This window comes from Marinobacterium aestuarii (assembly GCF_001651805.1).
Taxonomy (GTDB): Bacteria; Pseudomonadota; Gammaproteobacteria; order Pseudomonadales; family Balneatricaceae; genus Marinobacterium_A; species Marinobacterium_A aestuarii.
Genome location: NZ_CP015839.1, coordinates 1,720,410 through 1,745,229, shown reverse-complemented (window position 1 = coordinate 1,745,229; position 24,820 = coordinate 1,720,410). Strand labels below are relative to the sequence as shown.

Annotated in this window: 26 protein-coding genes; 6 read left to right on the top strand and 20 right to left on the bottom strand. The window is 59.1% G+C overall.

Translation table 11 applies throughout. The features are described 5' to 3' along the window. Positions 1-40 precede the first annotated feature (40 nt). The 13 genes from ybgF to A8C75_RS07740 form a co-directional block, all read right to left on the bottom strand. On the bottom strand, positions 41-844 hold the full coding sequence (gene ybgF, locus A8C75_RS07800) for a tol-pal system protein YbgF (protein ID WP_067380357.1): 804 nt from the start codon (positions 842-844) through the stop codon (positions 41-43). Positions 845-850: 6 nt separating this feature from the next. Further along, entirely contained in the window at positions 851-1,249 is a 399-nt protein-coding gene (gene pal, locus A8C75_RS07795; protein WP_335622951.1) for a peptidoglycan-associated lipoprotein Pal, read from the bottom strand. 201 nt (positions 1,250-1,450) lie between these two features. Continuing rightward, positions 1,451-2,752 carry a Tol-Pal system beta propeller repeat protein TolB gene (gene tolB / locus A8C75_RS07790; protein ID WP_067380351.1) on the bottom strand — a complete coding sequence of 434 codons (1,302 nt, stop codon included), beginning with the start codon at positions 2,750-2,752 and terminating at the stop codon, positions 1,451-1,453. Between the two features lie 5 nt (positions 2,753-2,757). Further along, on the bottom strand, positions 2,758-3,873 hold the full coding sequence (gene tolA / locus A8C75_RS07785; RefSeq protein WP_157890237.1) for a cell envelope integrity protein TolA: 1,116 nt from the start codon (positions 3,871-3,873) through the stop codon (positions 2,758-2,760). 9 nt (positions 3,874-3,882) lie between these two features. Further along, the gene (tolR, locus tag A8C75_RS07780; protein ID WP_067380345.1) at positions 3,883-4,299 is read right to left on the bottom strand and encodes a protein TolR; all 417 of its coding nucleotides are present in this window, start codon (positions 4,297-4,299) and stop codon (positions 3,883-3,885) included. Positions 4,300-4,311: 12 nt separating this feature from the next. Further along, positions 4,312-4,992, bottom strand: a complete 681-nt coding sequence (gene tolQ / locus A8C75_RS07775; RefSeq protein ID WP_120785173.1) for a protein TolQ — start codon at positions 4,990-4,992, stop codon at positions 4,312-4,314. 539 nt (positions 4,993-5,531) lie between these two features. Next, positions 5,532-6,545, bottom strand: coding sequence for a Holliday junction branch migration DNA helicase RuvB (ruvB, locus tag A8C75_RS07770; protein WP_067380342.1), 1,014 nt, complete (start codon positions 6,543-6,545; stop codon positions 5,532-5,534). Positions 6,546-6,580: 35 nt separating this feature from the next. Continuing rightward, positions 6,581-7,207 (bottom strand): Holliday junction branch migration protein RuvA, encoded by a 627-nt coding sequence (ruvA, locus tag A8C75_RS07765; protein ID WP_067380339.1) that lies wholly within the window; start codon positions 7,205-7,207, stop codon positions 6,581-6,583. Then, positions 7,204-7,884: a trimeric intracellular cation channel family protein gene (locus tag A8C75_RS07760; protein WP_067380335.1), complete on the bottom strand. Its 681-nt coding sequence runs from the start codon at positions 7,882-7,884 to the stop codon at positions 7,204-7,206. Before A8C75_RS07760 ends, ruvA begins: the two co-directional genes overlap by 4 nt. Continuing rightward, entirely contained in the window at positions 7,881-8,399 is a 519-nt protein-coding gene (gene ruvC, locus A8C75_RS07755) for a crossover junction endodeoxyribonuclease RuvC (RefSeq protein ID WP_067380332.1), read from the bottom strand. The genes A8C75_RS07760 and ruvC overlap by 4 nt, the downstream gene beginning before the upstream one ends. A gap of 191 nt (positions 8,400-8,590) precedes the next feature. Beyond that, on the bottom strand, positions 8,591-9,334 hold the full coding sequence (locus A8C75_RS07750) for a YebC/PmpR family DNA-binding transcriptional regulator (RefSeq protein WP_067380329.1): 744 nt from the start codon (positions 9,332-9,334) through the stop codon (positions 8,591-8,593). Positions 9,335-9,386: 52 nt separating this feature from the next. Then, entirely contained in the window at positions 9,387-11,150 is a 1,764-nt protein-coding gene (gene aspS, locus A8C75_RS07745) for an aspartate--tRNA ligase (protein ID WP_067380325.1), read from the bottom strand. A gap of 381 nt (positions 11,151-11,531) precedes the next feature. Continuing rightward, positions 11,532-11,981: an HIT domain-containing protein gene (locus tag A8C75_RS07740; protein WP_067380322.1), complete on the bottom strand. Its 450-nt coding sequence runs from the start codon at positions 11,979-11,981 to the stop codon at positions 11,532-11,534. Positions 11,982-12,052: 71 nt separating this feature from the next. On the opposite strand from A8C75_RS07740, the gene A8C75_RS07735 reads away from it, so the two are divergent. Both A8C75_RS07735 and A8C75_RS07730 read left to right on the top strand, forming a co-directional pair. Continuing rightward, positions 12,053-13,183 carry a GNAT family N-acetyltransferase gene (locus tag A8C75_RS07735; RefSeq protein WP_067380319.1) on the top strand — a complete coding sequence of 377 codons (1,131 nt, stop codon included), beginning with the start codon at positions 12,053-12,055 and terminating at the stop codon, positions 13,181-13,183. Positions 13,184-13,464: 281 nt separating this feature from the next. Then, a complete protein-coding gene (locus A8C75_RS07730; RefSeq protein ID WP_335622941.1) occupies positions 13,465-13,713 on the top strand; it encodes a hypothetical protein in 249 nt (82 codons plus the stop codon). A gap of 177 nt (positions 13,714-13,890) precedes the next feature. Here the strand turns inward: A8C75_RS07730 and nhaD are convergent, their stop codons facing one another. The 3 genes from nhaD to A8C75_RS07715 all read right to left on the bottom strand — a co-directional run bounded on the left by nhaD (position 13,891) and on the right by A8C75_RS07715 (position 16,252). Beyond that, positions 13,891-15,135, bottom strand: coding sequence for a sodium:proton antiporter NhaD (gene nhaD, locus A8C75_RS07725; RefSeq protein ID WP_067380314.1), 1,245 nt, complete (start codon positions 15,133-15,135; stop codon positions 13,891-13,893). Positions 15,136-15,687: 552 nt separating this feature from the next. Continuing rightward, positions 15,688-15,873: a hypothetical protein gene (locus A8C75_RS07720; protein WP_067387080.1), complete on the bottom strand. Its 186-nt coding sequence runs from the start codon at positions 15,871-15,873 to the stop codon at positions 15,688-15,690. Between the two features lie 133 nt (positions 15,874-16,006). Beyond that, positions 16,007-16,252 (bottom strand): TIGR02647 family protein, encoded by a 246-nt coding sequence (locus tag A8C75_RS07715; RefSeq protein WP_067380303.1) that lies wholly within the window; start codon positions 16,250-16,252, stop codon positions 16,007-16,009. Between the two features lie 181 nt (positions 16,253-16,433). Between A8C75_RS07715 and gcvA the strand changes: the two genes are divergently transcribed. Beyond that, positions 16,434-17,477 (top strand): transcriptional regulator GcvA, encoded by a 1,044-nt coding sequence (gene gcvA, locus A8C75_RS07710; protein WP_227819858.1) that lies wholly within the window; start codon positions 16,434-16,436, stop codon positions 17,475-17,477. Here the strand turns inward: gcvA and A8C75_RS07705 are convergent. From A8C75_RS07705 to A8C75_RS07695, 3 genes are all read right to left on the bottom strand, one after another. Continuing rightward, positions 17,460-18,029 carry an META domain-containing protein gene (locus A8C75_RS07705; protein WP_067380300.1) on the bottom strand — a complete coding sequence of 190 codons (570 nt, stop codon included), beginning with the start codon at positions 18,027-18,029 and terminating at the stop codon, positions 17,460-17,462. The two genes, gcvA and A8C75_RS07705, sit on opposite strands and share 18 nt — an antisense overlap. A gap of 156 nt (positions 18,030-18,185) precedes the next feature. Then, a complete protein-coding gene (gene fabV / locus A8C75_RS07700) occupies positions 18,186-19,379 on the bottom strand; it encodes an enoyl-ACP reductase FabV (protein WP_067380297.1) in 1,194 nt (397 codons plus the stop codon). Positions 19,380-19,582: 203 nt separating this feature from the next. Continuing rightward, positions 19,583-20,368: a TOBE domain-containing protein gene (locus tag A8C75_RS07695; RefSeq protein WP_067380294.1), complete on the bottom strand. Its 786-nt coding sequence runs from the start codon at positions 20,366-20,368 to the stop codon at positions 19,583-19,585. 227 nt (positions 20,369-20,595) lie between these two features. Between A8C75_RS07695 and modA the strand changes: the two genes are divergently transcribed. From modA to modC, 3 genes are read left to right on the top strand one after another with little or no spacing between them, the layout of a single operon-like run. Next, on the top strand, positions 20,596-21,360 hold the full coding sequence (gene modA / locus A8C75_RS07690) for a molybdate ABC transporter substrate-binding protein (protein ID WP_067380291.1): 765 nt from the start codon (positions 20,596-20,598) through the stop codon (positions 21,358-21,360). Next, complete coding sequence (gene modB, locus A8C75_RS07685) at positions 21,361-22,053, top strand: molybdate ABC transporter permease subunit (protein WP_067380289.1); 693 nt, start codon at positions 21,361-21,363, stop codon at positions 22,051-22,053. Then, complete coding sequence (modC, locus tag A8C75_RS07680; RefSeq protein ID WP_067380286.1) at positions 22,047-23,144, top strand: molybdenum ABC transporter ATP-binding protein ModC; 1,098 nt, start codon at positions 22,047-22,049, stop codon at positions 23,142-23,144. The genes modB and modC overlap by 7 nt, the downstream gene beginning before the upstream one ends. A 178-nt stretch (positions 23,145-23,322) precedes the next feature. Here the strand turns inward: modC and gorA are convergent, their stop codons facing one another. Beyond that, complete coding sequence (gorA, locus tag A8C75_RS07675) at positions 23,323-24,678, bottom strand: glutathione-disulfide reductase (protein WP_067380284.1); 1,356 nt, start codon at positions 24,676-24,678, stop codon at positions 23,323-23,325. Positions 24,679-24,820: the final 142 nt, after the last annotated feature.

Genomic DNA, 24,820 nt, shown 5'->3' with positions numbered 1-24,820 from the left:
GGACAGGCCGGGCTCAAACGAACACCAAGCGCCTAGACGCCTAGCGCTTAAAATTTTGCGCCAAGCGCGCGGCAGAACTTTGCGGGAAATCACGTATCACCCGCTCCAGATAACGCGCAGACTCAGCTGTGTTGCCTCGCTGATAATTCAGCACACCCAGCTTGTAGAGCGCATCGGGCAGTTTGGTGCTGCCGGGAAAGTCATCCACTACACGGGAAAAGGCTGTCTGGGCAAGGTCCAGCTGCTGCTGGGCCAGGTAAATTTCACCGAGCCAGTAGTGCGCATTCGCCAGCCGGGCACTCGCCGGATAGTCCTGCACAAAACGCTCAAAGGCACCGGCCGCTTCGTTGAACTTGCGCTCTCGCACCAGCGCAAAGGCATCCTGATAGGCCTGATCGTCGCCGCCTGATCCAGCAGAAGCCGAGGGCGCATTATAAGCAGGCGCAATCGGGGCACCTTCAGGCCCAGGGGCTGCTGCATCCGGCAAGGCCGCATCAGAATTAAGTTCAGGAACCACAGGGGCTGCGGCGGCACCGGTGATCAACGCGCCCATGCGGCGGTCGAGATCACGGTATCGCTCCAGCTGATCCTTCTGCATACGATCGAACGCGTATTGCTGCGATTCCACCTGGCCGCGCAGGCTGCGCACCTCATCCTGCAGCTGTTGCAGCATCATCATGAGCTGCGCCTCCTGCGTGCCGAAGGACTGCCCTGAGCCGCCACTGGAGTAGCTCTGCCCTGGCCCCGGCGCGATCTCAATGACCGGCACGGGATCCGCAGCCAGAACCGCTACTGGCGCAAGCGCCAGCAGCAATCCCAGAAACCTGAGTCTGAATACAGTCATGGGCACTTAGCGGCCAGCGTATTTCAGCTCAACGCGACGGTTCTGCGCCCAGGAATCCGAGCCATGACCCATCACTGCCGGCTTTTCTTCGCCGTAGCTGATCACTTCAACCTGACCGGCGTTGGCGCCGTTCACCATCAGGAAACGCGCAACAGCGTTACCACGACGTTCGCCCAGGGCGATGTTGTATTCGCGAGTACCGCGCTCATCAGCGTGACCTTCAAGACGAACACCTGCCTGCGGGTTGGACGACAGGTAGCGTGCATGCGCTTCCAGATCAGCGAAAGATTCGCCCTTGACGGTAGACTGATCAAAATCGAAGTAGAAAACCGTCTGCAGGTTTGCAACTTCAGCCGGCAGGTCGGAACCCGACAGTCCGCCCATACCCGCAGAACCTGAAGTCATGGCTCCGCTGTCAGAGCCCATGCTACCGCCCATATCAGCGCTGTCAGTCTGAGTACTGGTGGAGCTGCAACCTGCAACCCATGCGAATGTAAGAGCCAGAGCAGCAACCTTGGTAACGTTCAACGCACGCATCTTTCTATTGCTCCTTGCAGCGACCATCATGGTCGCTAACGTGTAGAGTAAAGTAATGTTAGCCCGGTCCTATTGCAAGTAGGGGGACCAGGCCGGCTCCCTAACATCGCCCGATGACGAGGGCATGCGAAAGCGCACCCGGCCATCGAGAGAAACTGCCGCCAGTACACCGGTGTTACCCTGCTGGGTCGCGTACAGCACAATACTGCCGTTCGGTGCTATGGTTGGCGATTCGTCCAGAGACGTCTGGGTCAGTATATCCAGACGCCCTGTTTTAAGATCCTGTACCGCAATATTGAAGGCAGCTCCGGCACCTGCGCTGCGATGCACCATGGCCAGGAAACGGCCATCCTGCGTCAGCTTGCCACTGCTATTGTAGTTGCCCTCAAAGGTCACACGCTCAATTCGCCGATCAGACAGATAGACACGGTAGATCTGTGGCTGACCACCCCGATCCGAAGTAAACAGTATAGACTGCCCGTCCGGCGACCAGGTCGGCTCGGTGTCGATGCCGTAATGGTGCGTCACGCGGGTCAGCTGACGGCGCGCCAGATCCAGCGTATAGATTTCCGGATTGCCGTCCTTGGACAGCGTCAACGCCAGGCGCTGGCCGTCCGGCGCCCAGGCCGGCGCACCGTTAAGGCCGGCAAATGACTGAATCTTTTCGCGCTTGCCGCTGGCCAGGTGCTGCACATAGATACCCGGGCGCGAACTTTCAAAGGATACGTACGCCAGCTTGCTGCCATCCTTGGACCAGGACGGCGACATGATAGGCTCACGGGACTCCAGAATGGTACGCGCCCGAGCCCCGTCAGCATCCGCCAGCTGCAGACTGTAACGGTGCTGGCCACCGCCCTGATTCTGGGCGGTCACATAGGCGATACGGGTAGAAAAGGCGCCGCGCAAACCCGTGAGCTTTTCGAATACCGCATCGGCGATGTAGTGCGCCATATCACGCATATTGCGTGTCGAACCGCTGATCTGTTCGCCGAACACCCGCGCTTCCTTAAGCACATCATAGAGCTCATAGGTTACCTGCAGCTGCTCACCACCGGTCGAGGTCACACGACCAATCAGCAGGTAATTCTGACCCGACACACGCCAGTCCCGAAAGAACACCTGCGCCTGCTGCTGCGGAAAGCCCAGCATGTCGCTGCGCTTCATGGCACTAAAAAAGCCACTGCGATGCAGATCCGTGGAGACGATCTCGCCGATATCCTCCGGCAATGGCGTGGCGCCACTCCAGCCAAAGGGGACCACAGCGATGGGCGTCGGCGCATCCACGCCCTGGGTCACTTCAATCACCAGTTCGGCGCGCACACCAAATGCCAACAGCATCAATACGCAGCACGCCAGCACTCTTTGCTTCATCGCTATTACCACCTCAATCCCTCCGGTCGGAACTTAACTCTGAATTTTCTGAGATTACGCTCAAACGTCAACGGATCAACTTCCGCAACCCGCACAAAGCGATCAACCTTGAACACCGCCTGCACCGCTGCATTGTCAAACCCCGAATCGCCACTGCTCTTCACCAGGTTGGCACTGTCCACCTCACCCGACGGGAAAAGGCGGATCTCTACCACCGCTTCCATACCGTCGCGAAACGCACTCGAAATCCGCCAGTTGCGACTCAGCTCGCCGTTGATGTAATCCGTCATCGACACCATCAACTGCTGCGAGGCGCGATCCGCCGCCATGCGTTGCTGCTCCTGAGCCAGCTCTTTTTCGAACTGCGCCAGTTCACGCGCCTTGTCGGCGTCCTTGCGCTGCTGCTCTTCCTGCTTGCGCTTGGCCTCAGCAACACGCTTGGCTTCGGTTTCCGCCTTGGCCTTGGCAGCGACGTCCGCCTGTTTTTTCTTCTCGGCAGCGGCTTTGGCCTGATCGTCAGCCTGTTTTTTCTTCTCGGCAGCAACCTTGGCCTGGTCATCAGCCAGCTTTTTTTTGCCCGCCGCAGCCTTCGCCAGATCCTCGACCTGCTTTTTCTTCTCGGCGGCGAGCTTCGCCTGCTCCTGAGCTTTCTGTTTCGATTCAGCCACAGCCTTAGCCTCAGCGGCCTTCGCCTTCGCCAGAACTTCAGCCTGTTCCTTTTGCTGACGCTGGGTTTCAGCTTTCTGCTCAGCCTCTTTTATCGACTTTTCCTTTGCCGCCTGCTCATCCCGGACTTTCTGCTCCTGAGCCTGCTCTGCCTTTTTAGCCTTGTCCTGCGCCGCCAGCTCCTGCTGACGCTGCTTTTCCTGCGCCTGCTCACGTTCGTTCAGTTTGCGCTGCTCGGCTTTCTTGCGCGCCTCTTCTGCACGACGTGCCTGCTCGGTCTGCTTCTCCAGCGCCTGACTCACCGCGCCCAGATCCACCATCTGCGCCTGAATATGGCGCGGCTTCAATTCCCGCGGATCAGCCTGATCGAACCAGTGACCGGCAAGCAGCAACACCACAGCCACATGCACCAGAAACGCAAGCAGGCTGGGTACCAGATAACTGCGCTTATCCACCGTCCACACCTACTCTGTTACCAGCCCGACACTGGGTGCGCCGGCCTGTTGCAACAGCACCATCAGCCCGACCACCTTGTCATATTCAACGCGCTTGTCGCCTTTGACCAGCAGCATCTTGTCCGGATTCGCCGCCAGCACCTTCTGCACGCGCTCACCGACATCCTCAGCACTGACCACCGACTGGTCGGCACCACCGATGTTGATGTAGTACTGACCCTCAGCATCCACCGTGACGATCAGCGGCTCGCTGTCCTTGCTGTCCACCGGGTCAGCGGAGGCCTTGGGCAACTGCACATCCACACCCTGGGTCAGCATGGGGGCGGTGACCATGAAGATCACCAGCAGCACCATCATGACGTCGATATAGGGTACAACGTTGATCTCGGCGTTGAGTTTGCGCTTGCGCTTCTGTCGTCTAATCATGAGATTGCCTGATCAGTCCGCTGAATGAATGCGACGGTGCAAAATGCTGGAAAACTCATCGGCGAAGGTCTCGTAACGATTAAGCAGTCCTTCGGATTTGGACGAAAAGCGGTTATAGGCAATGACCGCCGGAATCGCCGCAAAAAGTCCGATCGCCGTCGCCACCAGTGCCTCGGAAATCCCCGGCGCCACGGATGCCAGCGTCGCCTGATGCATATTGGCCAGCCCGCGGAACGAGTTCATGATGCCCCATACAGTGCCAAACAGGCCGATATAAGGGCTGGTCGAACCGACGGTGGCCAGAAACGGCAGGTGCTGATCCAGTTTTTCCTCTTCACGGGCCAGCGCAACACGCATGCTGCGCTGAATGCCTTCCATAACCGCATCGGGATCGTAATTGCGCTGCTGGGTCAGGCGGGTAAACTCCTTGATGCCGGAGCGAAAAATATTCTCGGCGCCATTACCCGGATCCGGCGACTGATTCACTTCGCGGAACAGGTGCCCCAGGTCAACGCCCGACCAAAAGCGTTCTTCAAACACCGCCAGGCCTTTGCTGGCGTCACTGAAGACGCGACGACGCTGAAAAATCATGATCCATGACAGGAAGGACGCCAACAGCAATATCAGCATAACCAGCTGTACAACCAGACTTGCGTTGAGCACCAGACTCCAGATCGACATTTCCTCGACCACAACAAATTCCTCTCAGGCGCCAGATCACAATAAGTGCCGGCTGACTCGGTTGAAAGATCGGACTACCCGGTGCAGAAAGCAACGAACAGACCACAACAGGTTAATAGGCTACAAACGCCTGCCGACACCTCTGACGACCCTACCACAGACTTGCCTGTGAACGCTGTATGATAGCGCTCATGCTGTTTGGTTCAGCCATATCCACGAGCGCCGCATCATAGCGGTTACAAGCTTGCTGCAGAATGAACAAACCCACTGCTCGAACCCCGCCCCACGCGCACCGTCGCACAACCTTAACAGGCGCACGCAGCAGAGGTGAAGAAGGGTAAGCTGACAAAGTCGTTTGCGCGATGGGCAGGGACCAGGGACCTGGGCCTTTAGGCAGTCGGGCGAATTCTGCGCCCACAATAGCAGGCGCAAAGATTTATTCAAGCAGCTTGTGCAGCACCAACGCAAAAAGAATTTCAGCCACCATAAGCGCCCTGAAATAGTGCGCGCAAACGGCCAGAAACAGGCAAAGTCCGCCCGACGATTTGTGCTCAGGAGGTGCGCTCAGGCACCTCAAGGCCAAAGTGCAGATACGCATGATCCGTGACGATGCGCCCCCTGGGCGTGCGCATGATATAGCCCTGCTGAATGAGATAGGGCTCAAGCACATCCTCGATGGTATCGCGTTCCTCCGAGATCGCCGCCGCCAGGTTATCCACCCCGACAGGCCCGCCGCCAAACTTCTCGATCATCGCCAGCAACAGGCGCCGGTCCATATGATCAAAGCCGCGCTCGTCGACGCTGAGCATGTTGAGCGCCAGATCCGCCGTCTGCCGGTCAATCTCGCCATTACCCTTAACCTCGGCGTAATCCCGTGCGCGTCGCAACAAACGATTGGCGATACGTGGCGTACCCCGCGCCCGCCGGGCGACTTCCAGCGCACCCTCAGGCGCAATACTGGTACCCGACAGACGCGCCGAGCGCTCCACGATGTGCGCCAAATCATCAACGCCATAGAACTCCAGCCGCTGCACTATGCCAAAGCGGTCCCGCAGCGGGGATGTCAGCAGCCCGGCACGGGTCGTGGCGCCTACCAGGGTAAAGGGTGGCAACTCGATCTTGATCGAGCGCGCCGCCGGCCCCTCACCGATCATGATATCGAGCTGATAGTCCTCCATGGCCGGATAGAGAATCTCCTCGACATTGGGGCTTAGACGGTGGATTTCGTCGATAAAGAGAATGTCTCCGGGCTCAAGACTGGTCAGCATGGCGGCCACATCACCGGCCTTTTCCAGCACCGGACCCGAGGTCGTCTTGATGGCGCCCTTCATCTCGTTGGCAATGATATTGGCAAGTGTGGTCTTGCCAAGGCCGGGCGGTCCAAATATCAGGGTGTGATCCAGGGCTTCGCCACGCTTGCGTGCCGCCTCAATGAAAATTTCCATCTGCTCGCGCACCCGCGGCTGGCCTTCGTAGTCCGCCAGCGTCTTGGGGCGTATTGCCCTGTCCAGCACATCCTCCGTCGGGCTCGCCTGGGGCGCAATAAAACGGTCCGCTTCGATCATACAACCTTACTCCACAGCGCCAGGTCCGACATCTGTCACCCCCCGACCATTGACTTGAGCGCCTGACGAATCAACGCCTCACAGGGCGCATTGGCATCCAGTAGCCGCGCCGCCTGACTCACAGCCTTGGTGGCTTCAGCCGGCTTGTAGCCCAGCGCCACCAGCGCACTCTCCGCCTCGGAGGCCGCATCAGGGCCTGCTACTGGCGCCTGCTCGCCGGGCGCGGACAACTGAAACTCGCCGGCGCCGGACACCTGCAGCTCCTTGAGCTTGTCTTTCATCTCGACGATCAGCCGCTCGGCGGTCTTTTTGCCAATACCAGGCAAACGTACCAGCGATGCGGTATCGCCCTGATGCACCGCCCGCACAAAGCTGTCGGCATCAATACCCGATAGAATGGTCAGCGCGAGCTTGGGACCGACGCCATTCACCTTGATCAGGGCACGGAACAGACTGCGCTCGCCCCGGTCGGCAAAGCCGTAAAGCAACTGTGCATCTTCACGCACCACAAAGTGGGTATAGAGCACCACCTGCTTGCCGCGCTCGGGCAGGCGATAGAAGGTATTCATCGAGGCCTCGAGCTCGTAACCAACGCCACCCACCTCAACCAGCAACTGCGGCGGATGCTTTTCCAGCAACTCCCCTCTCAGACGTCCTATCACGGCTCTTTTCTCTCCAGATTACGGGCTTCTTCAGGTGATTCCAGCCTGTGTCCCGCCACTATAAACTCGGGCAGCCGCAGGCCCGCCACAATAGAGGCCATGCGAAACACAAACACTATGGTCATGGCACTGAGCTCCAGCCAGCGCGTGGGCTCGGTCATGACATGGCTGAACACCACATACACCAGCGCGCCCACCAGCGCACAGCTGGCGTACATTTCACCGTTCCATTGCAGAATCAGCGGCACTTGACCTGTGAGGAGATCGCGAATCATGCCGCCGGCCACGCCGGTAATGACCGCCATCATGACCACCACCACATCCGGCATTCCCAGGGCGACGGCCTTCTGCGCCCCCAGAATGGCGAACAGCGACAACCCCAGCGCATCCAGAATCAGCAACATGCGCCTGGGGTACTGGATATAGCGCGACAGCACAAAGGCGACAACCGCACTCAGAATGGCCACCCACAAATAGAGGGTATCGCCGATCCAGAGTACAGGATGAGCATTCAGGGTGATGTCCCGCAGCGTACCGCCACCCAGGGCCGTCACAATGCCCAGCACCACCACACCCAGAATATCCAGTCGCTTGCCCTGGGCTGCGAGCGCCCCGGTGGTGGCAAACACGGCGACACCGGCAAGGTCCGCCGCGTAGACAAACTCAAGGTAGGTCATTTGCGCCAGCGTCCGTTGCGACTGGCGCAGACACCCAGGGTGCGCACCATGCTGCTGCGGGTATGGGCATGACAGATGGCAATGGCCAGGGCATCGGCGGCATCAGCCTGGGGCAGACCCGGCAATTTCAACAAATAGGACACCATGTGCTGCACCTGCGTCTTGTCGGCGCCGCCATTGCCCACCACCGCCTGCTTGACCTTGCGGGCGGCGTACTCATACACCGGCAGATCCCGATTACTGCAGGCGACGATGGCCACACCGCGCGCCTGCCCAAGCTTTAAGGCCGAGTCCGGATTGCGTGCCATGAAAACCTGCTCGATCGCCATTTCCTGCGGGCAATAGGTCTCGACGATCTCACTGACGCCGGCGTAAACCTGCCGCAGCCGTTCGGGCAGTTCATCGCCCTTGATGCGAATACAGCCACTGGCAACATATTCGTTGCGCCCGTCGACATGGTTGATCACCCCGTACCCGGTAATCCGAGAGCCGGGGTCAATTCCTAGAATCAGCATACAGATTCGCTTATCCCTGAGTGCGCCCGGGCCATGATACCGACTCAGGCGTACCGCTGCGCAAAATAAAAGGCCGGAGCCCGGATTTTACAGCCCCATCCGTGCAAGCCCGCAATGGCTTCACTGACGACGACTAAAATCCTGACCCCGGCCTGGTGTGCCCCGGCGGGATGCCCGTGACGCGAAACGACTCAGTCGCCGTCCATCGCCTCGTCGGGAATATCCGCATTGTGGAAAACATTCTGCGAATCATCCAGGTCATCCAGCGCATCGATCAGCTTCATGACCCTGCGGGCGGTCTCGACATCCAGCTCCACCGTAGTGGCCGGAATCATCGAGACCTCGGCAAAATCGGACTCAAAACCGGCGTCTGCCAGACCCTGTTTGACGGTCATGAAATCCGCCGGCGCCGTGAACACATCCACAGAACCGTCGTCATTGCCGACCACATCCTCAGCCCCCACGTCCAGCGCCGCTTCCATGATGGCATCTTCGTCCGCGCCCTCACCAAAGCTGAGCTGGCCTTTTTTCTCGAACAGGTAGGACACCGAACCGTTGGTACCCAGATTGCCACCAAACTTGTTGAAGGCGGCACGCACCTGGGACACGGTACGGTTGACGTTATCGGTCATGCACTCGACCAGAATCGCCACGCCGTTGATGCCGTAGCCTTCGTAGGTCAGCTCGTCGTAGCTTTCACCGTCCATGCCGCCGGCACCGCGCGCAACCGCCTTGTCGATGGTATCGCGCTTCATGTTGGCACCCAGCGCCTTGTCCACCGCCGCACGCAGGCGCGGGTTGTCGTCCGGATTAGGCCCGCCTTCCTTGGATGCCACGGTCAGTTCGCGAATCAGCTTGGTGAAAACCTTGCCGCGCTTCGCATCCTGGGCCGCCTTGCGGTGCTTGATGTTGGCGAATTTCGAATGACCTGCCATAGATATACCTCTATCTGCAGAGCCGCCGCAGCGGCCCCGCCACTACTTTTTATCAGGGGGTCTTGCGCAGACGAATGTTCAGTTCGTGCAACTGAGCCGCACTCACTTCGCCCGGCGCATCGGTCAGCATGCAGGACGCGCTCTGGGTTTTCGGGAAGGCAATAACTTCACGAATCGAGTCGGAGCCGGTCATCAGCATCACCAGACGATCAAGGCCGAATGCCAGACCACCGTGGGGCGGCGCACCGTATTTAAGGGCATTGAGCAGGAAGCCAAATTTTTCCTGCGCTTCCTCGTCCTCGATACCCAGAATCTTGAACACCACCTTCTGCATGGCCTGATCGTGGATACGGATGGAGCCGCCCCCCAGCTCAGTACCATTGAGCACCATGTCATAGGCGCGGGACAGTGCGGTTTCAGGGCTGGATTTCAGCTCGTCGACGCTGCAGCTCGGTGCCGTGAACGGATGGTGCAGCGCGGTAAGGCCGCCCTTGCCGGTTTCCTCGAACATCGGGAAGTCCACGACCCACAGCGGTGCCCACTCGCGCTCGATCAGACCCAGATCTTCCGCCACCTTGATGCGCAGTGCACCAATGGCTTCGCTGACGATCTTGGCGCTGTCGGCGCCAAAGAATACGATATCACCGTTCTTGGCGCCCAGACGCTGCATGATCTGCAGGGAGACATCTTCACCCAGGAACTTGACGATGGGCGACTGCAGCCCCTCAACACCGTCTTCCAGCGCATTGACCTTGATCCAGGCCAGACCGCGGGCACCATAGATGCTGACAAACTTGGTGTAGTCGTCAATCTGCTTGCGGGTCAGCACGGCGCCGCCCGGAACCTTCAGTGCCGCAACACGGCCCTTGGGATCCTTGGCCGGGCCTGCGAAGACCTTGAAGTCGACCGTTGCCATCAGGTCGGCAACATCGACCAGCTCCATGGAGATACGCAGATCCGGCTTGTCCGAACCGAAGCGACGCATGGCTTCGGCGTAGGGCATGCGGGGGAATTCGCCCAGATCCACATTCATCAGATTCTGGAAAACACCGCGGATCATTTCCTCGGCCATGCCCATGATCTCTTCCTCATTCATGAACGAGGCTTCGATATCCACCTGGGTAAATTCAGGCTGGCGGTCGGCACGCAGGTCTTCATCACGGAAGCACTTGGCAATCTGGTAGTAGCGGTCAAAGCCGGACACCATCAGCAGCTGCTTGAACAGCTGGGGCGACTGCGGCAGCGCAAAGAAGGACCCTTCATGGGTACGGCTTGGCACCAGATAGTCGCGCGCGCCTTCAGGCGTGGCACGGGTCAGGATAGGGGTTTCGATATCCAGGAAGCCATGGCCATCCAGGTAGGTGCGCAGCGCACTGGTCACCTTGGAGCGAAAGCGCAGCTTGTTCTGGATTTCAGGACGGCGCAGGTCGATGTAACGGTGACGCAGACGCACGTCCTCGCCCACCTGCTGATGGTCGTCCAGCTGGAACGGCGGCGTTTCCGCCTTGTTCAGGATAATCAGTTCCTTGCCCAGCACTTCAATGCCGCCGGTGGACATATCCTTGTTCAGAGTGCCATCAGGACGGGCTCGCACTGTACCGCGCAGTTCGATAACAAACTCGCTGCGCACGCTGTCCGCGAGCTTGAAGCTTTCTTCACGGTCCGGATCAAATACAACCTGGGAAATGCCTTCACGATCACGCACGTCGAGGAAGATAACCCCGCCGTGGTCGCGGCGACGGTGAACCCAACCCATCAGCGTCACATCTTCGCCGATATGTTCTTCTCTCAGCTCACCGCAATAATGGCTGCGCATAGTTTCCAATTCCTGTCGATTAACCATAGGGGGACGCGCCCCGAAATCTTGTATAGCGCCGCCTGAAGCGGCCATTAGCTGTGTGCCTGTCGCCTGCCGGATATCACAGCAGCAAACCACTCACGGGCAAGCGGTAATCCAGACCTCACCCGGGACCCAACATTTCTGGGCGGCACGACGCAGGGTTCAAGGCCAAAACCGGCTCTTGGCAGCATAACAACTGAGCACATGACGCAAAAACGCCGCCTTTGCACCACAACAGGCGTCACAAAGCGGCGAATTATACCTGATTTGAAAGGCGCTTACAGACCCGCGCAGGCTAATTTTACCTGCACCTTAGCCTCTGCATGTACCGACACAGCGGCCGTCGGCCGACGCCTATCAGGCGGGCTGCGGCACGAAGTCCAGCTCACCGGACATCAGCGCCTGCAGTTTCTTGCGGATACCCGCAACCTGCTCCGCAGTGTAAGTGCGCGCAGGCAGCTTGCCCCATACAGGCCCAGGCCAGGCCGGGTCTTTTTCGAACCGCACGATGTGATGCAGGTGCAGCTGTGGCACCATATTGCCCAGAGAGGCAACATTCATCTTGCGGGCGACAAAGGCGTCAGCCAGATTTTCGGCCAGAAAGCAGGATTCGCGCATCAGCTGCACCTGATCCTCTGACGACAGATGGTAAATTTCACTGACACCGCTGCGCCGCGGCACCAGCACAAACCAGGGATAGTTGGCATCATTGATCAGCAGCAAACGACAGAGCGCAAAGTCCCCCAACGGGATACAGTCCTGTGCCAGCTGCGGGTGGAGTTCAAATTCGAGTTCCAGCTCATCCATCTAGGGGCTCCTGTTCGCCACGCCAAAACCGGATATTCTGCACCCGGGCATTAACGGAAGTATAGGTAAAAATGCTTGAACTCAAGATTCACACCGACATCGGCGCTATAGGCCCAGACACCTGGAACCGACTCTGTGGCATCGACTACCCCTTTCTGCGCTATGAGTTTCTCGCCGCTCTGGAAGACAGCCATAGCGTCAGCCCGCAAACCGGCTGGCAGTCCCTGCATATCGCTGTCGAACAGGACGGCGACACCATCGCCGTCATGCCGCTGTACCTTAAAACCCACTCCTATGGCGAATATGTGTTCGACTGGGCCTGGGCGGATGCCTACCAGCGCCACGGGCTGGATTACTACCCCAAACTTGTCACTGCCATTCCGTTTACTCCCGCCGCCGGACCGCGCATTGGCAGCAGCCAACCGACAGCAACCCTGATGCCCGCCCTGCTGGATGCCATCAGACAGCTGGCTGAGCGCTTTGGGGCCTCATCCTGGCACGGCCTCTTTGTGGAACCCGGACTGCGACAGAGCATGGAAGCATCCAATCTCACGCTGCGTCTGGGCACCCAGTATCACTGGCTCAACGAGGGCTTTCGCAACTTCGACCATTTCCTGGAAAAATTTGCCTCACGCAAGCGCAAAAATATCCGCCGCGAACGCCAAAAGGTACTCGACCAGCAGATCAGCCTGCGCCGCATTCAAGGCACCGAACTTAGCCCCGAGCTACTCGACATTTTCTACGCCTTTTACCAGAACACCTATTTGAAACGCGGGCGCACAGGCTACCTGACACCCGAATTCTTCCAGCTGCTGCACCGGACCATGCCCGAACAACTGCTGCTGGTGATCGCCGAAAAAGGCGGCCAGCCCGTTGCGGGGGCACTATCCCTCAAGAGCAGCTCCACCCTGTACGGCCGCTACTGGGGCTGCCGGGATGACTACGACAGCCTGCATTTCGAAACCTGCTACTACCAGGGCATCGAATACTGCATCGAGCAGGGCCTGACCCGCTTCGACCCCGGCGCTCAGGGCGAACACAAGATCCAGCGCGGCTTCCAGCCGATCGAAACCTGGTCCGGCCACTGGATCAGGCACCCGGGCTTCGCCGACGCCATCAACAAGGCCATGAGCACCGAGCGCGATGCCATGCGGGCTCAAATCGAAGAATTGACGACCTGGCTGCCGTTTCGAAAGGACTGAGACGACAATCAAATCCATGCCTTTGCAAACGCACAATCGCCCCAGACGCAGCAGCACGGGGCACAACGAGAAACACCGCAGTTTCACTTTGCAGCCGCAGCATGAACCGCAATAAACAAGCGATTCAGACGCATGAATTTAAATACGAAAACTGCCATAGCGACCACCGCCAAGCCCTTCTACACTCATGAGTGCTCTCAGGGAAGGCAAAGAAAATAATGATGAACTCCCCCAAACAATGGAGATATCACGGTATGTTGACGTATGAAGAATGCTTGGCAATGTGCGATTTGACGGAGGCTGAAATCGAGGCAATCGCGGAACATGAACACATGGACCCCATGATCGCGATGGCGCTGGGGCAGTACCTGACATCCCACCACGGCGACCAGCGAATCAAGAGCATCATTCTTGATGATATAAAACGCGCCGAACGGTGCGGCAATACAGGCCATGCCGAGGTTTTGCGCAAGGTACTGCAACACTTTCTGGCAACCCACCCGGAACACGGCAACAGCGCTGCCGCGTGACAACCGAACTTGCCATAAACCACTTGATCAAACTTTCAACCGGAGCAGAGACACTTCCCCTTCTGTCTCTGCTGCATTGCGGGCAGGAGTCGGCACCAAGGCGCCGACTCCTGCCCGCACTTTTATCTGCTCTCCCCCTGATACCCGCAACGATATCAGACGCAAACGGCCAGGCTGCTATAGCATGGCATCTGCGATTGCCAGCACCGCCACATAACCCACACTGTAGGCCAGCAACAAACGCGGCAGAAATCGCAGATAGGTCGCAAAGCTGAGGGCTTCAATCTTGCTCATGGCAATAACACCCGCCGCCGAGCCGATGATCAGCAGAGAACCACCCACACCCGTGGCATAGGTCAGCCCCATCCAGTCTGCGCGATCCATGTCGATACCAGACTTGAGGATGGCTGCAGTCAAAGGCACGTTGTCCACCAGCGCAGACAGCAGACCGACCACATAGTTGGCCGCGTAGACCGGCATCACCTGGTACAGCGCCGGCAGCTGCTCCAGCACCGACAGCTCCTTGAGCATACCCACCAGCAGCAATACGCCGAGGAAGAACAGCAGGGTGTCGAACTCGATCTCGCGAATATACTCCAGCACACTCTGGCTTGAGGGCGTATTGCGGTTGAGAAACTGATACATCAGGAACATCACCGAGAGCCCAAACAGGAAACTCAATACCGGTGGCACACTGAAATACACGCTCATGAAAAGTGTCGAGCCGATGGTCAGCACGAACAGCAGCGCAATGACCTTGTCGCGCCCGCCAATGGGGCGCCGAAAATGTGGAATATCCAGCTCGCCCGTGGTGCCGCCGAGCATCGTCAACAACAGCACAATAACCCCGAGGATCGCCGCAGGAATCAGCATGAACAGATTGCTGATACTCACCTTGCCGGCGAGGAAGATCATCAGGGTCGTTACGTCACCGGTAATCAGCGATACGCCACCGGAGTTCACGGCGAACACCAGCAATGCCGCAAACTTCAGCACGGTTTCGGTCTTAAGCTTGAGCGAAGACAGCAGTGATAGCATGATCAGGGATGCGGTGATGTTGTCTGCCAGAGACGAAAACGCCAGTGCCAGCAGCGCCATCAGGAGCATCAACTGACGCTGACCGATACGCGCCGGCAGAATGCGGTACACCATCTGGGTAATCAGACCCTGCTGGTTGAGGTAGGCCACGAAGGTCATTGCCGCCATCAGAAAGAGCCACAGGGTGGCGATGTCCAGCAGGTTTTCGTTCAGTTGCGCCTGAATGGTCGCGGCATCGACACCGGGTTCAGGAAAGATAAACGCCAGCAGCCAGACGAGGGTTCCCAAAAACAGGCTCGACTTGGCTTTATTGATATGGACAAAGTCTTCGGCCACGATCAATACAAACGCCAGCACAATAAGGCATAGCAGTATCCAATGCATGGAGTGGTTCACTCCCCAGGTTTGGGTTGTCCCGCAGGGGGACAAAAAATTGGCAGTTCACTGGCCCCGTATCAAACGGGCCGGATTGCCAACACTGGGCATGATGAACAGCCAATCGCTTCCTGGCACAGAACCAGGAGGCCGGCATCAACTGAATACCACCGCTGCAGAGACATCTGGCAGACACGGTCGCGGATAAAGGAGCAAGCACCTCAAAACGCGCCCAATATGCCCAATTGCGACACTCAGGTCGAGCCCCTCCTGCATAAAATATCTTTCGGCCCTGCCCCACCATGCGCTTGCAGCACCTCAAGCACCCTGCCGCCCAAACACCAGAGCGCCCGGTAGAGCGCCGCCTGGCCTGCCAAGCGGATTCACCGCCAGCGGCATCAAATCAGGATAATCATCCATTGGGCTTGGGACTAAAGACAGGAGGCCGCGCAGCTCCACAGTACGGAAACAACGCTGCATTACTTATAAAGGTAAAATTCTGGACTACAAATGCAACGGGCCACCCTGAGGTGGCCCGTGATCAGCTGTAAACGGCTAATACTAGTGAAGCGCTTCGTACTTTCTTTGAATCGCTGCAAGTTTGGGTTGAATATCCAGTGGAGCATAACGGATCGCCTGATCAAACAATGCCCTGTTCTCTTCAGACAGACGCTCCTCTTCGGTCATCACAGACAGCTTCTGCATGGCTTCAACGAATTTAGGATGGGTTTTAAGCTTGGTTTCCATAATGGTGACTCCCATTCTAGGCAGCATTTCTGGCTCACGCTGTTTATTGTGCCGCAGGTGCACAAAACTTCAAAGCAAATATTCACCCTCCATGCAGCGTCCGCCGGGAGCGTTACCCCCGGCGACTCAAATTTCAGTTACAGGGTGGCGACTGCAGGATCATCAGCGCCGACTGGGCATGTTCAGCCGCTTCGCGACCGAGATCGGTCAGGTAACCGCCATCAGCCTGGGTGATCAGGCCTTTTTCAAACAGCCGAGCGGTGGCAGAAACCACCGCGACTTCAGCATCGTGGTGTACCTTGAGACCTTCCTGGGTTGTCATCAGATTGAAGCGACTCAGCATGTTCAGCTCTTCAATCATTTCAGGCGAATATGGCATAGGCAACTCTCGCATTAGGATTATTCTTTGAAAATGGGTGCAGCTCAGCATAGAACGATTCACCTATTCCCGTACAGTAGGCAATGCAGCAAAAGCAAACCGCACCTGCTACCACGGGCGCAACACCCGCGCGGGCCCCACGTCACAAACCGACACCCCTCGCCAAGAAACTAGATGACTTTTGCATCACTGGCAACCACCGCCAGGCGGCTTTGAGACTCAACGGGACAAAGACATTAACGCTTCACCCCGGTGGCGCTATACTGGGGCTCGATATTCGCGCCTTGAGCGCGACCTGACAGGGAGAGATACCATCCGTCGTCTGCCACCACTCAATGCACTGCGCAGCTTTGAAGCCGCTGCGCGCCACGGCAGCTTCAACAAGGCGGCCGATGAACTCTATGTCACCCCCTCCGCCGTCAGTCACCAGGTCAAAACGCTGGAGGACTTTCTGGAGGTACGCCTGTTCCTGCGCGAGAAACGCAGAGTCAGCCTTACCAGTGCAGGCGAGCGCTACCTGGCCTCGGTGCAGCTGGCGCTGGATGAAATCGACAGTGCCACCCGGCGCCTGATGGCCTCGCCCAACTCGGTAGCGGTCACCATCAGCGTGGCTCCCGCCTTTCTGACCCGCTGGCTGGTGCCCCGCATTGGTCAGTTTCAAACCGAATACCCCGATGTCGAGCTGCGCCTGAGCGCAGCCTACGGCCCGATCGACTTTGATCACTCCGATACCGACATGGCGGTCAACTTTGGCCGTGGCGGCTGGCGCGATGTCGAAAGCACCCACCTGCTCAATGTCCGTCTGGTACCGGTCTGCAGCCCTGCGCTGCTCACCGGCGCCAAGCCCCTCAACACCCCCGAAGACCTCAAGCGCCACACCCTGATCAGAGTCGCCGACAGGCCCGACGAATGGCCGCGCATTCTGCGCCAGGCCGGCGTCAGCAGCACCGACATTGGCCGTGTCATGACATTCTCAAGCACATCCCTGGCCATGTCGGCCGCGATGGAGGGCGTGGGCATTGCCCTGGGTGATGAAAAACTGGTGGAGCGAGAAGTACGCTACGGCCAGCTGGCCAAGCCTTTCGACCTGGTGCTGGACAGCGGCAATGCCTTTTTCCTGGTGTACCCCAAGGGCCGCGCGCTGAGTTACGGCATGAAAGCGTTCCACGACTGGGTGATCGAAGCGATCACCCATGACGCGCCCATGTCAGGCATCAATGCCTGAATCAGGGCGGGTTGTGTGCGGCGACACAGCCGCCTCCGGCAGAGGAATCATGCGACTGAGGCCCCGCTCGCGGGCCGACTCCAGAATCAGCTCATCCGCCAGCAGATAGACACGCTCGGCACCGCGCAGCACGCGCAGTAACGCCTCTTCCTGGTACATGATGGCAGAGAAACAGAGTTTGCGGGTCGTGGCCAGACGCTCGACCCGCAAGCCACCGCTGTCCAGCGCATAGGTACCGGTGAACCGGTTGCAGCCGGCAGAGCCGAAGACATGCCCCTGATCATCAAACTGAACGGTGGAATTGATCGATGCGGGTACCGGCTGATCAGCCACCCGCCTTACCTGCCAGCGGGTGCCGGCAAGGCTGGGTACCGCCACTCTTGCATCAGAAGCCGCAGCGCTGACCTCAGCCATATGCTGCTTGCCACCCGGCGCGCCGTCCTGCGCCGACCCGACACCCTGATGCTGCACCCCTGAACAGCCCGCCAGCAGCAACCCTGCTGCGACCAGGATACATTGGCTCAGACGAGTACCAGCAAAGATCCGCTTCATCCTGAAAGTCCCTTTAAATTCACTGCCTACGCAGAATAGCAGGCGCACTCCAATGGTGCGCCCAACGGTGGCATCCCTGCCATCTTACATTCGTATCACTGCTTAGCACACCAGACTGCAAGGCCTGGTGTGTGAAGCAATCTCAGACGTTATCGTTCAGATATCGATAACGTCGAAGGGAACCTGAGGGTCCACATCGGCGGTGTAATCCACCGCATCCAAACCGAAGCCGAACAGTTTCAGGAACTCGGCCTTGTAGGCGGCGTAGTCGGTGAGATCAAACAGGTTCTCGGTGGTGACCTGGGGCCAGAGGGCGCGGCATTCGCTCTGAATATCATCGCGCAGCTCCCAGTCATCCAGGCGGAAACGGTTGCCCTCATCCATCTTGGCACTGCCACCGCACAGACCCGTAGTGAACAGACGCGCTACCTGCTCCATGCAGCCTTCGTGGACGCCATGTGCCTTCATGATGCGGAACACCATGGACAGGTACAGCGGCATGACCGGAATGGCAGAACTGGCCTGAGTCACGACGGACTTAAGCACCGCCACATTGGCCTGACCGCCTTTGGCTGCCAGCAGGCCGTTGAGTGCCGTTGCGGCGCGATCAAGATCCTGCTTGGCCTTGCCCAGGGCGCCATCCCAATATATCGGCCAGGTGATATCGGTACCTATATAACTGTACGCTACCGACTTGCAGCCTTCTGCCAGCACGCCGGCATCGCTCAGCGCATGCAGCCAGAGTTCCCAGTCTTCACCGCCCATGACGGTGACGGTGTTGGCCACTTCTTCCTCTGTCGCAGGCTCAACTTCAGCCTCGATGATGCAGTCGCGGTTGGTATCGATAGCGGTTGAACGGTAGGTCTCGCCGATGGGCTTGAGCACCGAGCGCACCACTTCACCGCTATCCGGCATTTTGCGCACAGGCGATGCCAGGGAGTAAACCACCAGATCAATCTGCCCCAGATCCTGCTGAATCAGCTCCACAACCTTCTGCTTGGCGTCATGGGAGAAGGCATCACCGTTCAGGCTCTTGGCGTAAAGGCCGGCAGCATGCGCCTCTTGCTCGAAAGCAGCCGAATTGTACCAGCCGGCTGTGCCGGTCTTGCGTTCTGTCGCCGGCTTTTCAAAAAATACACCAATGGTGGCGGCGCCCGAACCAAAGGCCGCCGCGATACGGGATGACAGTCCATAACCGCTGGACGCGCCTATCACCAGCACACGTTTGGGACCATTTTCAACAGTGCCCTGCTGGCGGGTATATTCGATCTGCTCGCGCACGTTCTGGGCACATCCTGTGGGATGGGTGGTAGTACAGATGAAGCCGCGGATTTTCGGTTGGATGATCATGCTTTTTTCAGTCTCAGGCCATTCAATTCGATGCACAAAGTGTGCGGCAACGATACCGGAAACTCCCGCCTGATAACAGCCCGCTGCCGGGCAGGCCCAAAGCGGGCAACTAAAAGCCTGCACTACATTCGGCACGGCTTAATAGAATCGTGCTCAATGCAGGCGCCCTGGCCCACCACCCACTGAGTACAGTTCAAGGCCGGTCAGGTCAGCGCGGCCACCAGCGCCTGCTCCGGTGCAAAGCGCAAGCGCACAGTGTCCCCGGGCAAGAGCCCCCTGGCCTGATCACGCGACACCAGGGCACAGGCCTCGTCGCCGCCCTTGAGACGCACCTGCAGCTCAATACTCTGGCCACAGTCTTCCAGCCCCAAGAGCCTGCCTTCAAGCCGATTCAACCCAGGATCAGAGAGTTGCGCTGCGTCTGTAATCAGTTCGATGGCCGGGGCCTTGAGCAACAAGAGCACATCCTTGCCTGGCAACAGTGCCAGACGTTCGCGGCTGCGCCGGGTAATACTCGCGCAGAGCAGGGTGCCATCGGCCAGGGCTGTGAAAATACGCTCATCGGGACCCATCGACTCAATACGCTCGACCACACCAAAAAACTGATTGCGGGCGCTGGTTTGCAGCGACATCCGCGCCATGACCCCCAGCAGACTGTGCAGCGGGATGCTGTCGTCTTCCAGCGCCACCAGCGCCTGTCCCTGCACCTGCTCCAGCAACTCATACAGCTGCACAAAACGGGCGCCACGGCGGGTCAGCGCGGCCCCACCGCCACCGCGCCCACCCACGGCGGATTCGACCAGCACCTCGGGACTGCGCTGATTCATCTCCTTAACCGCATCCCAGGCAGCCTTGTAGCTCAGCCCCGCCAGTTTCGCGCCCTGACTGATAGACCCCGTGACCCCGATCTGACGCAACAGGGCGATACGCTTGGGGTTTGCCAGCAGCTTGCTGTCCTGCAGCAGGGTCAATACGACCTCAAGTTCCATACGCCTCCATTTCAGCACATCTTGACCGATACACTGGCTGCCCATTGTGCCCGTCGCAGCCAAAACCTCAAGCCATGGCAACAAGGGCAAACAGCCGCGCGTAAAAAGCACACCGCAGTGCGACGCACTTGCACAGCGCTATATACCTTGATATATATCGATACCCTATGCCCCAACCCCGCGCCTGCCACCAGGTCCTCACACCTTTTTCTGCCGGACAGTCCACCATGCGCCTGAAACCCATCGCTGTACTGCTCAGCCTGCTGCTGAGCCTGGCATCCCTCCCCGCCCGCAGCGCAGAATCCCTCAGCATCTATGCGGCCGCGTCCCTGACCAATGCCTTGAACGCGGTTATTGCCGCCTTCGGTGAGACCCACCCGACCCGAGTCATCGCCAACTATGCGTCTTCATCAACACTGGCCCGCCAGATCGCCCAGGGCGCGCCGGCGGACCTTTATATCTCGGCCAACCTGCAATGGATGGATTATCTGACCGAGACCGGCGTACTGGCCGATGACAGCCGTCGCACTCTGCTCGGCAACCGCCTGGTGCTGGTCACAGGCACTAATAGCGCCCTGGTGCCGGTTGAACTGGATCAGGACTGGAATCTGGCCGGCGCACTGGGCGACAGCCGCCTGGCCTTGGGCGACCCCGATCATGTACCTGCCGGGCGTTATGCCAAAGAAGCACTGCAGTGGCTCGGGCTCTGGCCGGTGGCCGAGCCGCGCCTGGCACGGGCCAACAATGTGCGCGGCGCCCTGGCGCTGGTCGAGCGCGGCGAAGCACCGCTGGGTATCGTCTATGGCAGCGATGCCGCCAGCGCCAGGGTGCGAGTTCTGGCCGAGTTCCCGGCCCGCAGTCACAGCCCCATCGACTATCCAATCGCCATTGTGCGCAGCGCAGACAGACCCGCCGCCCGCGAGCTGCTGGCATTCCTGAGCACACCTCAGGCCACCGACATTTTTCGCCGCTACGGCTTTGAGGTCCGCTAGATGCTGAGCGAATACGAATGGCAGGCACTGATGCTCAGCCTGAAGATATCCAGCGTCGCGGTACTCTGGAGCCTGCCGCCCGGCATTCTGCTGGCCTGGCTGCTGGCCCGCGGGCGTTTTCCGGGCAAGGCCCTGCTGGATAGCCTGATTCACCTGCCACTGGTGCTGCCACCGGTCGTGATCGGCTATCTGCTGCTGATTGGCATGGGCCGCCAGGGCCTCATCGGGGGCTGGCTGTACGAGAGTTTTGGCCTGAGCTTCAGTTTCAGCTGGCGCGGCGCGGCGCTGGCCTCCGCCGTGGTAGCCTTCCCATTGCTGGTACGCGCCATCCGGCTGTCACTCGAGGCGGTTGACCGCCGCCTCGAAGACGCCGCCCACACCCTGGGCGCTGGTCGGCTGCGTGTCTTTGCCACCATTACCCTGCCCCTGACACTGCCCGGTATTCTGGCCGGCACCGTGCTGGCCTTCGCCCGCTGCCTGGGCGAATTTGGCGCGACCATCACCTTCGTCTCCAATATTCCCGGTGAAACCCGCACCCTGCCCTTGGCCATGTTCAGCTTTATCGAGACCCCCGGCGCCGAAACCGAAGCCGCCCGCCTGTGCGTAATCGCCATAGTGGTGGCACTGGCCGCACTGCTGTTTTCCGAATGGCTGGCCCGCCTGACCCGCCGTCGGCTGGAGGGCACATGCTGAGTATCTGTATCGGCAAGCGCCAGGGGGATCTCGACCTGCAGCTGGATATCCAGCTGCCACTGCAGGGTATCAGCGCCATCTTTGGCCGCTCAGGCGCCGGCAAGACCTCCCTGATCAACATGCTCAGCGGCCTTGTTCGCCCGGACCGGGGCCGTATCGCCCTGGGCGACGAAGTACTGTTCGACAGCCGCCGCAATATTCACCTGCGCCCGGAGCAGCGCAGGATCGGCTACGTGTTTCAGGATGCCCGCCTCTTTCCGCATTACAGCGTGGAAGGCAACCTGCGCTATGGATCGCGCAAGCCCGACCCGCAACAGTTTGCCGATGTAATCGAGCTGCTGGGCATAGGCCCGCTGCTGCAGCGAGCGCCGGCGACCCTGTCCGGCGGTGAACGTCAGCGCGTCGCCATAGGTCGCGCCCTGTTGAGCCAGCCACGCCTGCTGCTGATGGACGAGCCGCTGGCCTCCCTCGACCTGCCGCGCAAACGCGAGCTGATGCCCTATCTTGAGCGCCTGGCGGCCGAAATCCGACTCCCAATCCTCTATGTCAGCCACAGTCTGGATGAGGTGCTGCGCCTGGCAGATCACCTGGTCTTGCTGGACAAGGGCCGCGCCCCTCTGCAGGGGCCGCTGGAAGAAGTATGGGGATCGGCGCAGATGCGCCCCTGGTTTGCAGCAGAAGAGGTGAGCAGCGTACTAAACGCCAGGGCGCTGTCCCAGGAGCCAAAGTGGCAGATGACGCAGCTGTCACTGGGGGAAGGTTTGCCGCTCTGGGTGCGCAGCATCGAGGTGCCGGCGGGGCAACAGGTACGACTGCGCATTCGTGCCAATGATATTTCCATTGTGCGCACGCGGGCGCAGCACAGCAGTATTCGCAATGTGCTGCCGGCGTGCATCGAAGCCTTGCAGCCGGATGCCAGCGGTCATCAGATGGCGGTGCAGCTGCGCATTGGCAGCCACCGTCTGTGGGCACATATCACGCTCTGGGCCGCATCTGAGCTGGGGTTGAGTGTCGGTGATCAGGTCTTTGCCCAGATCAAGGGGATTAGCCTGAATCAGACAGACTGGGCCGCCCACGGAGGGCGGCCCTGATCAGGTCAGCAGACTAGCAGCCTGTCGGACTTAACACTGATCTACTGCGGAAAAGCCGACTTTGGTCATTTTTTGTCCTCTTTTTTGTTAAATAGAACCACTATTTGCCTCAAAAGAGCTAAAAAACTGCCTCAAAACGGTCTTTCCCTCGCTACGATCGGCCAAGCCCGACAGGCTGCTAGCGGGTCTTCTGACGCATGGTGACAAACTCTTCTGCCGCCGTCGGGTGAATACCGATGGTGGAGTCGAACACCGCCTTGGTGGCACCGGCCTTCATGGCAATTGCAATGCCCTGAATAATTTCTCCGGCATCACCGCCCACCATGTGTACGCCAACGACCCGATCAGTGGCGGAATCCACGATCATCTTCATCAGCGTGCGCTCGTCGCTGCCACTCAAAGTGTGCTTGAGGGCACGAAAGCTGGAGCTGTAGACGTCGATAGCTCTATAACGCTCGCGGGCCTGCTCTTCACTCAGCCCCACAGTGCCGATATTGGGCTGGCAGAATACGGCCGTGGGAATAAGGTCGTAGTCGACCTTTTCCGCCTTGCCATCGTAAAGGTTGCGCACCAGCGCCATGCCTTCGGCCAGTGCCACCGGTGTCAGCTGGACGCGATCCGTCACATCACCCAGGGCATAAACCGACGCTTCACCGGTCTGGAACTGGTCATCGACGATAATGGCGCCATTGTCGCGCTGGCGTACCGCCACCTTTTCCAGCCCCAGATTGGTCACGTTCGGCACCCGACCCGTGGCATAGAGCACGCAGTCCGCTTCCAGTATTCCACCGTCTTTCAGCTCAACCCGCAGACTGCCATCCGCCGCCTTCTCAATGCGCTTCACATCGGTATTGAACCTCAGATCGACGTCTTTCTTGCGCATTTCCTCGGCCACAAACTCCCGCACTTCCTGATCGAAGCCGCGCAGGAACAGCTCACCGCGATAGATCTGATGGGTTTTGGCGCCCAGGCCTGCGAAGATGCCGGCGAACTCCACCGCGATATAGCCACCGCCCACGACGAGAACACGCTCGGGAAAAGTGTCCAGATCGAAGACTTCATTAGAGGTCGTAATATGCTCGCGACCGTCGATATCAGGCACGAAGGGCCAGCCGCCGGTCGCGACCAGAATGCGCTCAACACTGTAGTGATCATCCCCCACCGCCACTGTATGGGCATCCACAATGCGTGCCCGCCCCTCGATCAGGGTGCAGCCGGAGCTCACCAGCAGATTGCGGTAAATGCCGTTGAGACGTTCGATTTCCTTGCTCTTGTTGTCGCGCAGCGTTTCCCAGCGAAAACGGGGCTTTTCTGTCTGCCAGCCAAAACCCCGCGCCTCGGAGAAATCGTCGCCGTAGTGGGAGGCATAGACATAGAGTTTTTTCGGTACGCAGCCGACGTTCACACAGGTGCCGCCCAGATAACGGTCTTCGGCGATGCCGACCCGCACTCCCATGGCAGCCGCCATGCGACCCGCTCGCACACCGCCGGACCCGGCTCCAATTACAAACAGATCAAAATCATATTCCGCCACTCTGGCCTCCCTCTCGCTGCTCAGTGTCTGTGGCGACCTACTCTATAGATTTCACCTTCCAGAGGCCAATAGCCTGCCGCTAAAGCGGAAATAGCGCCCGGCTATATTTGCAGGGATGAGCCCGCCAAACGGGCATGCTACA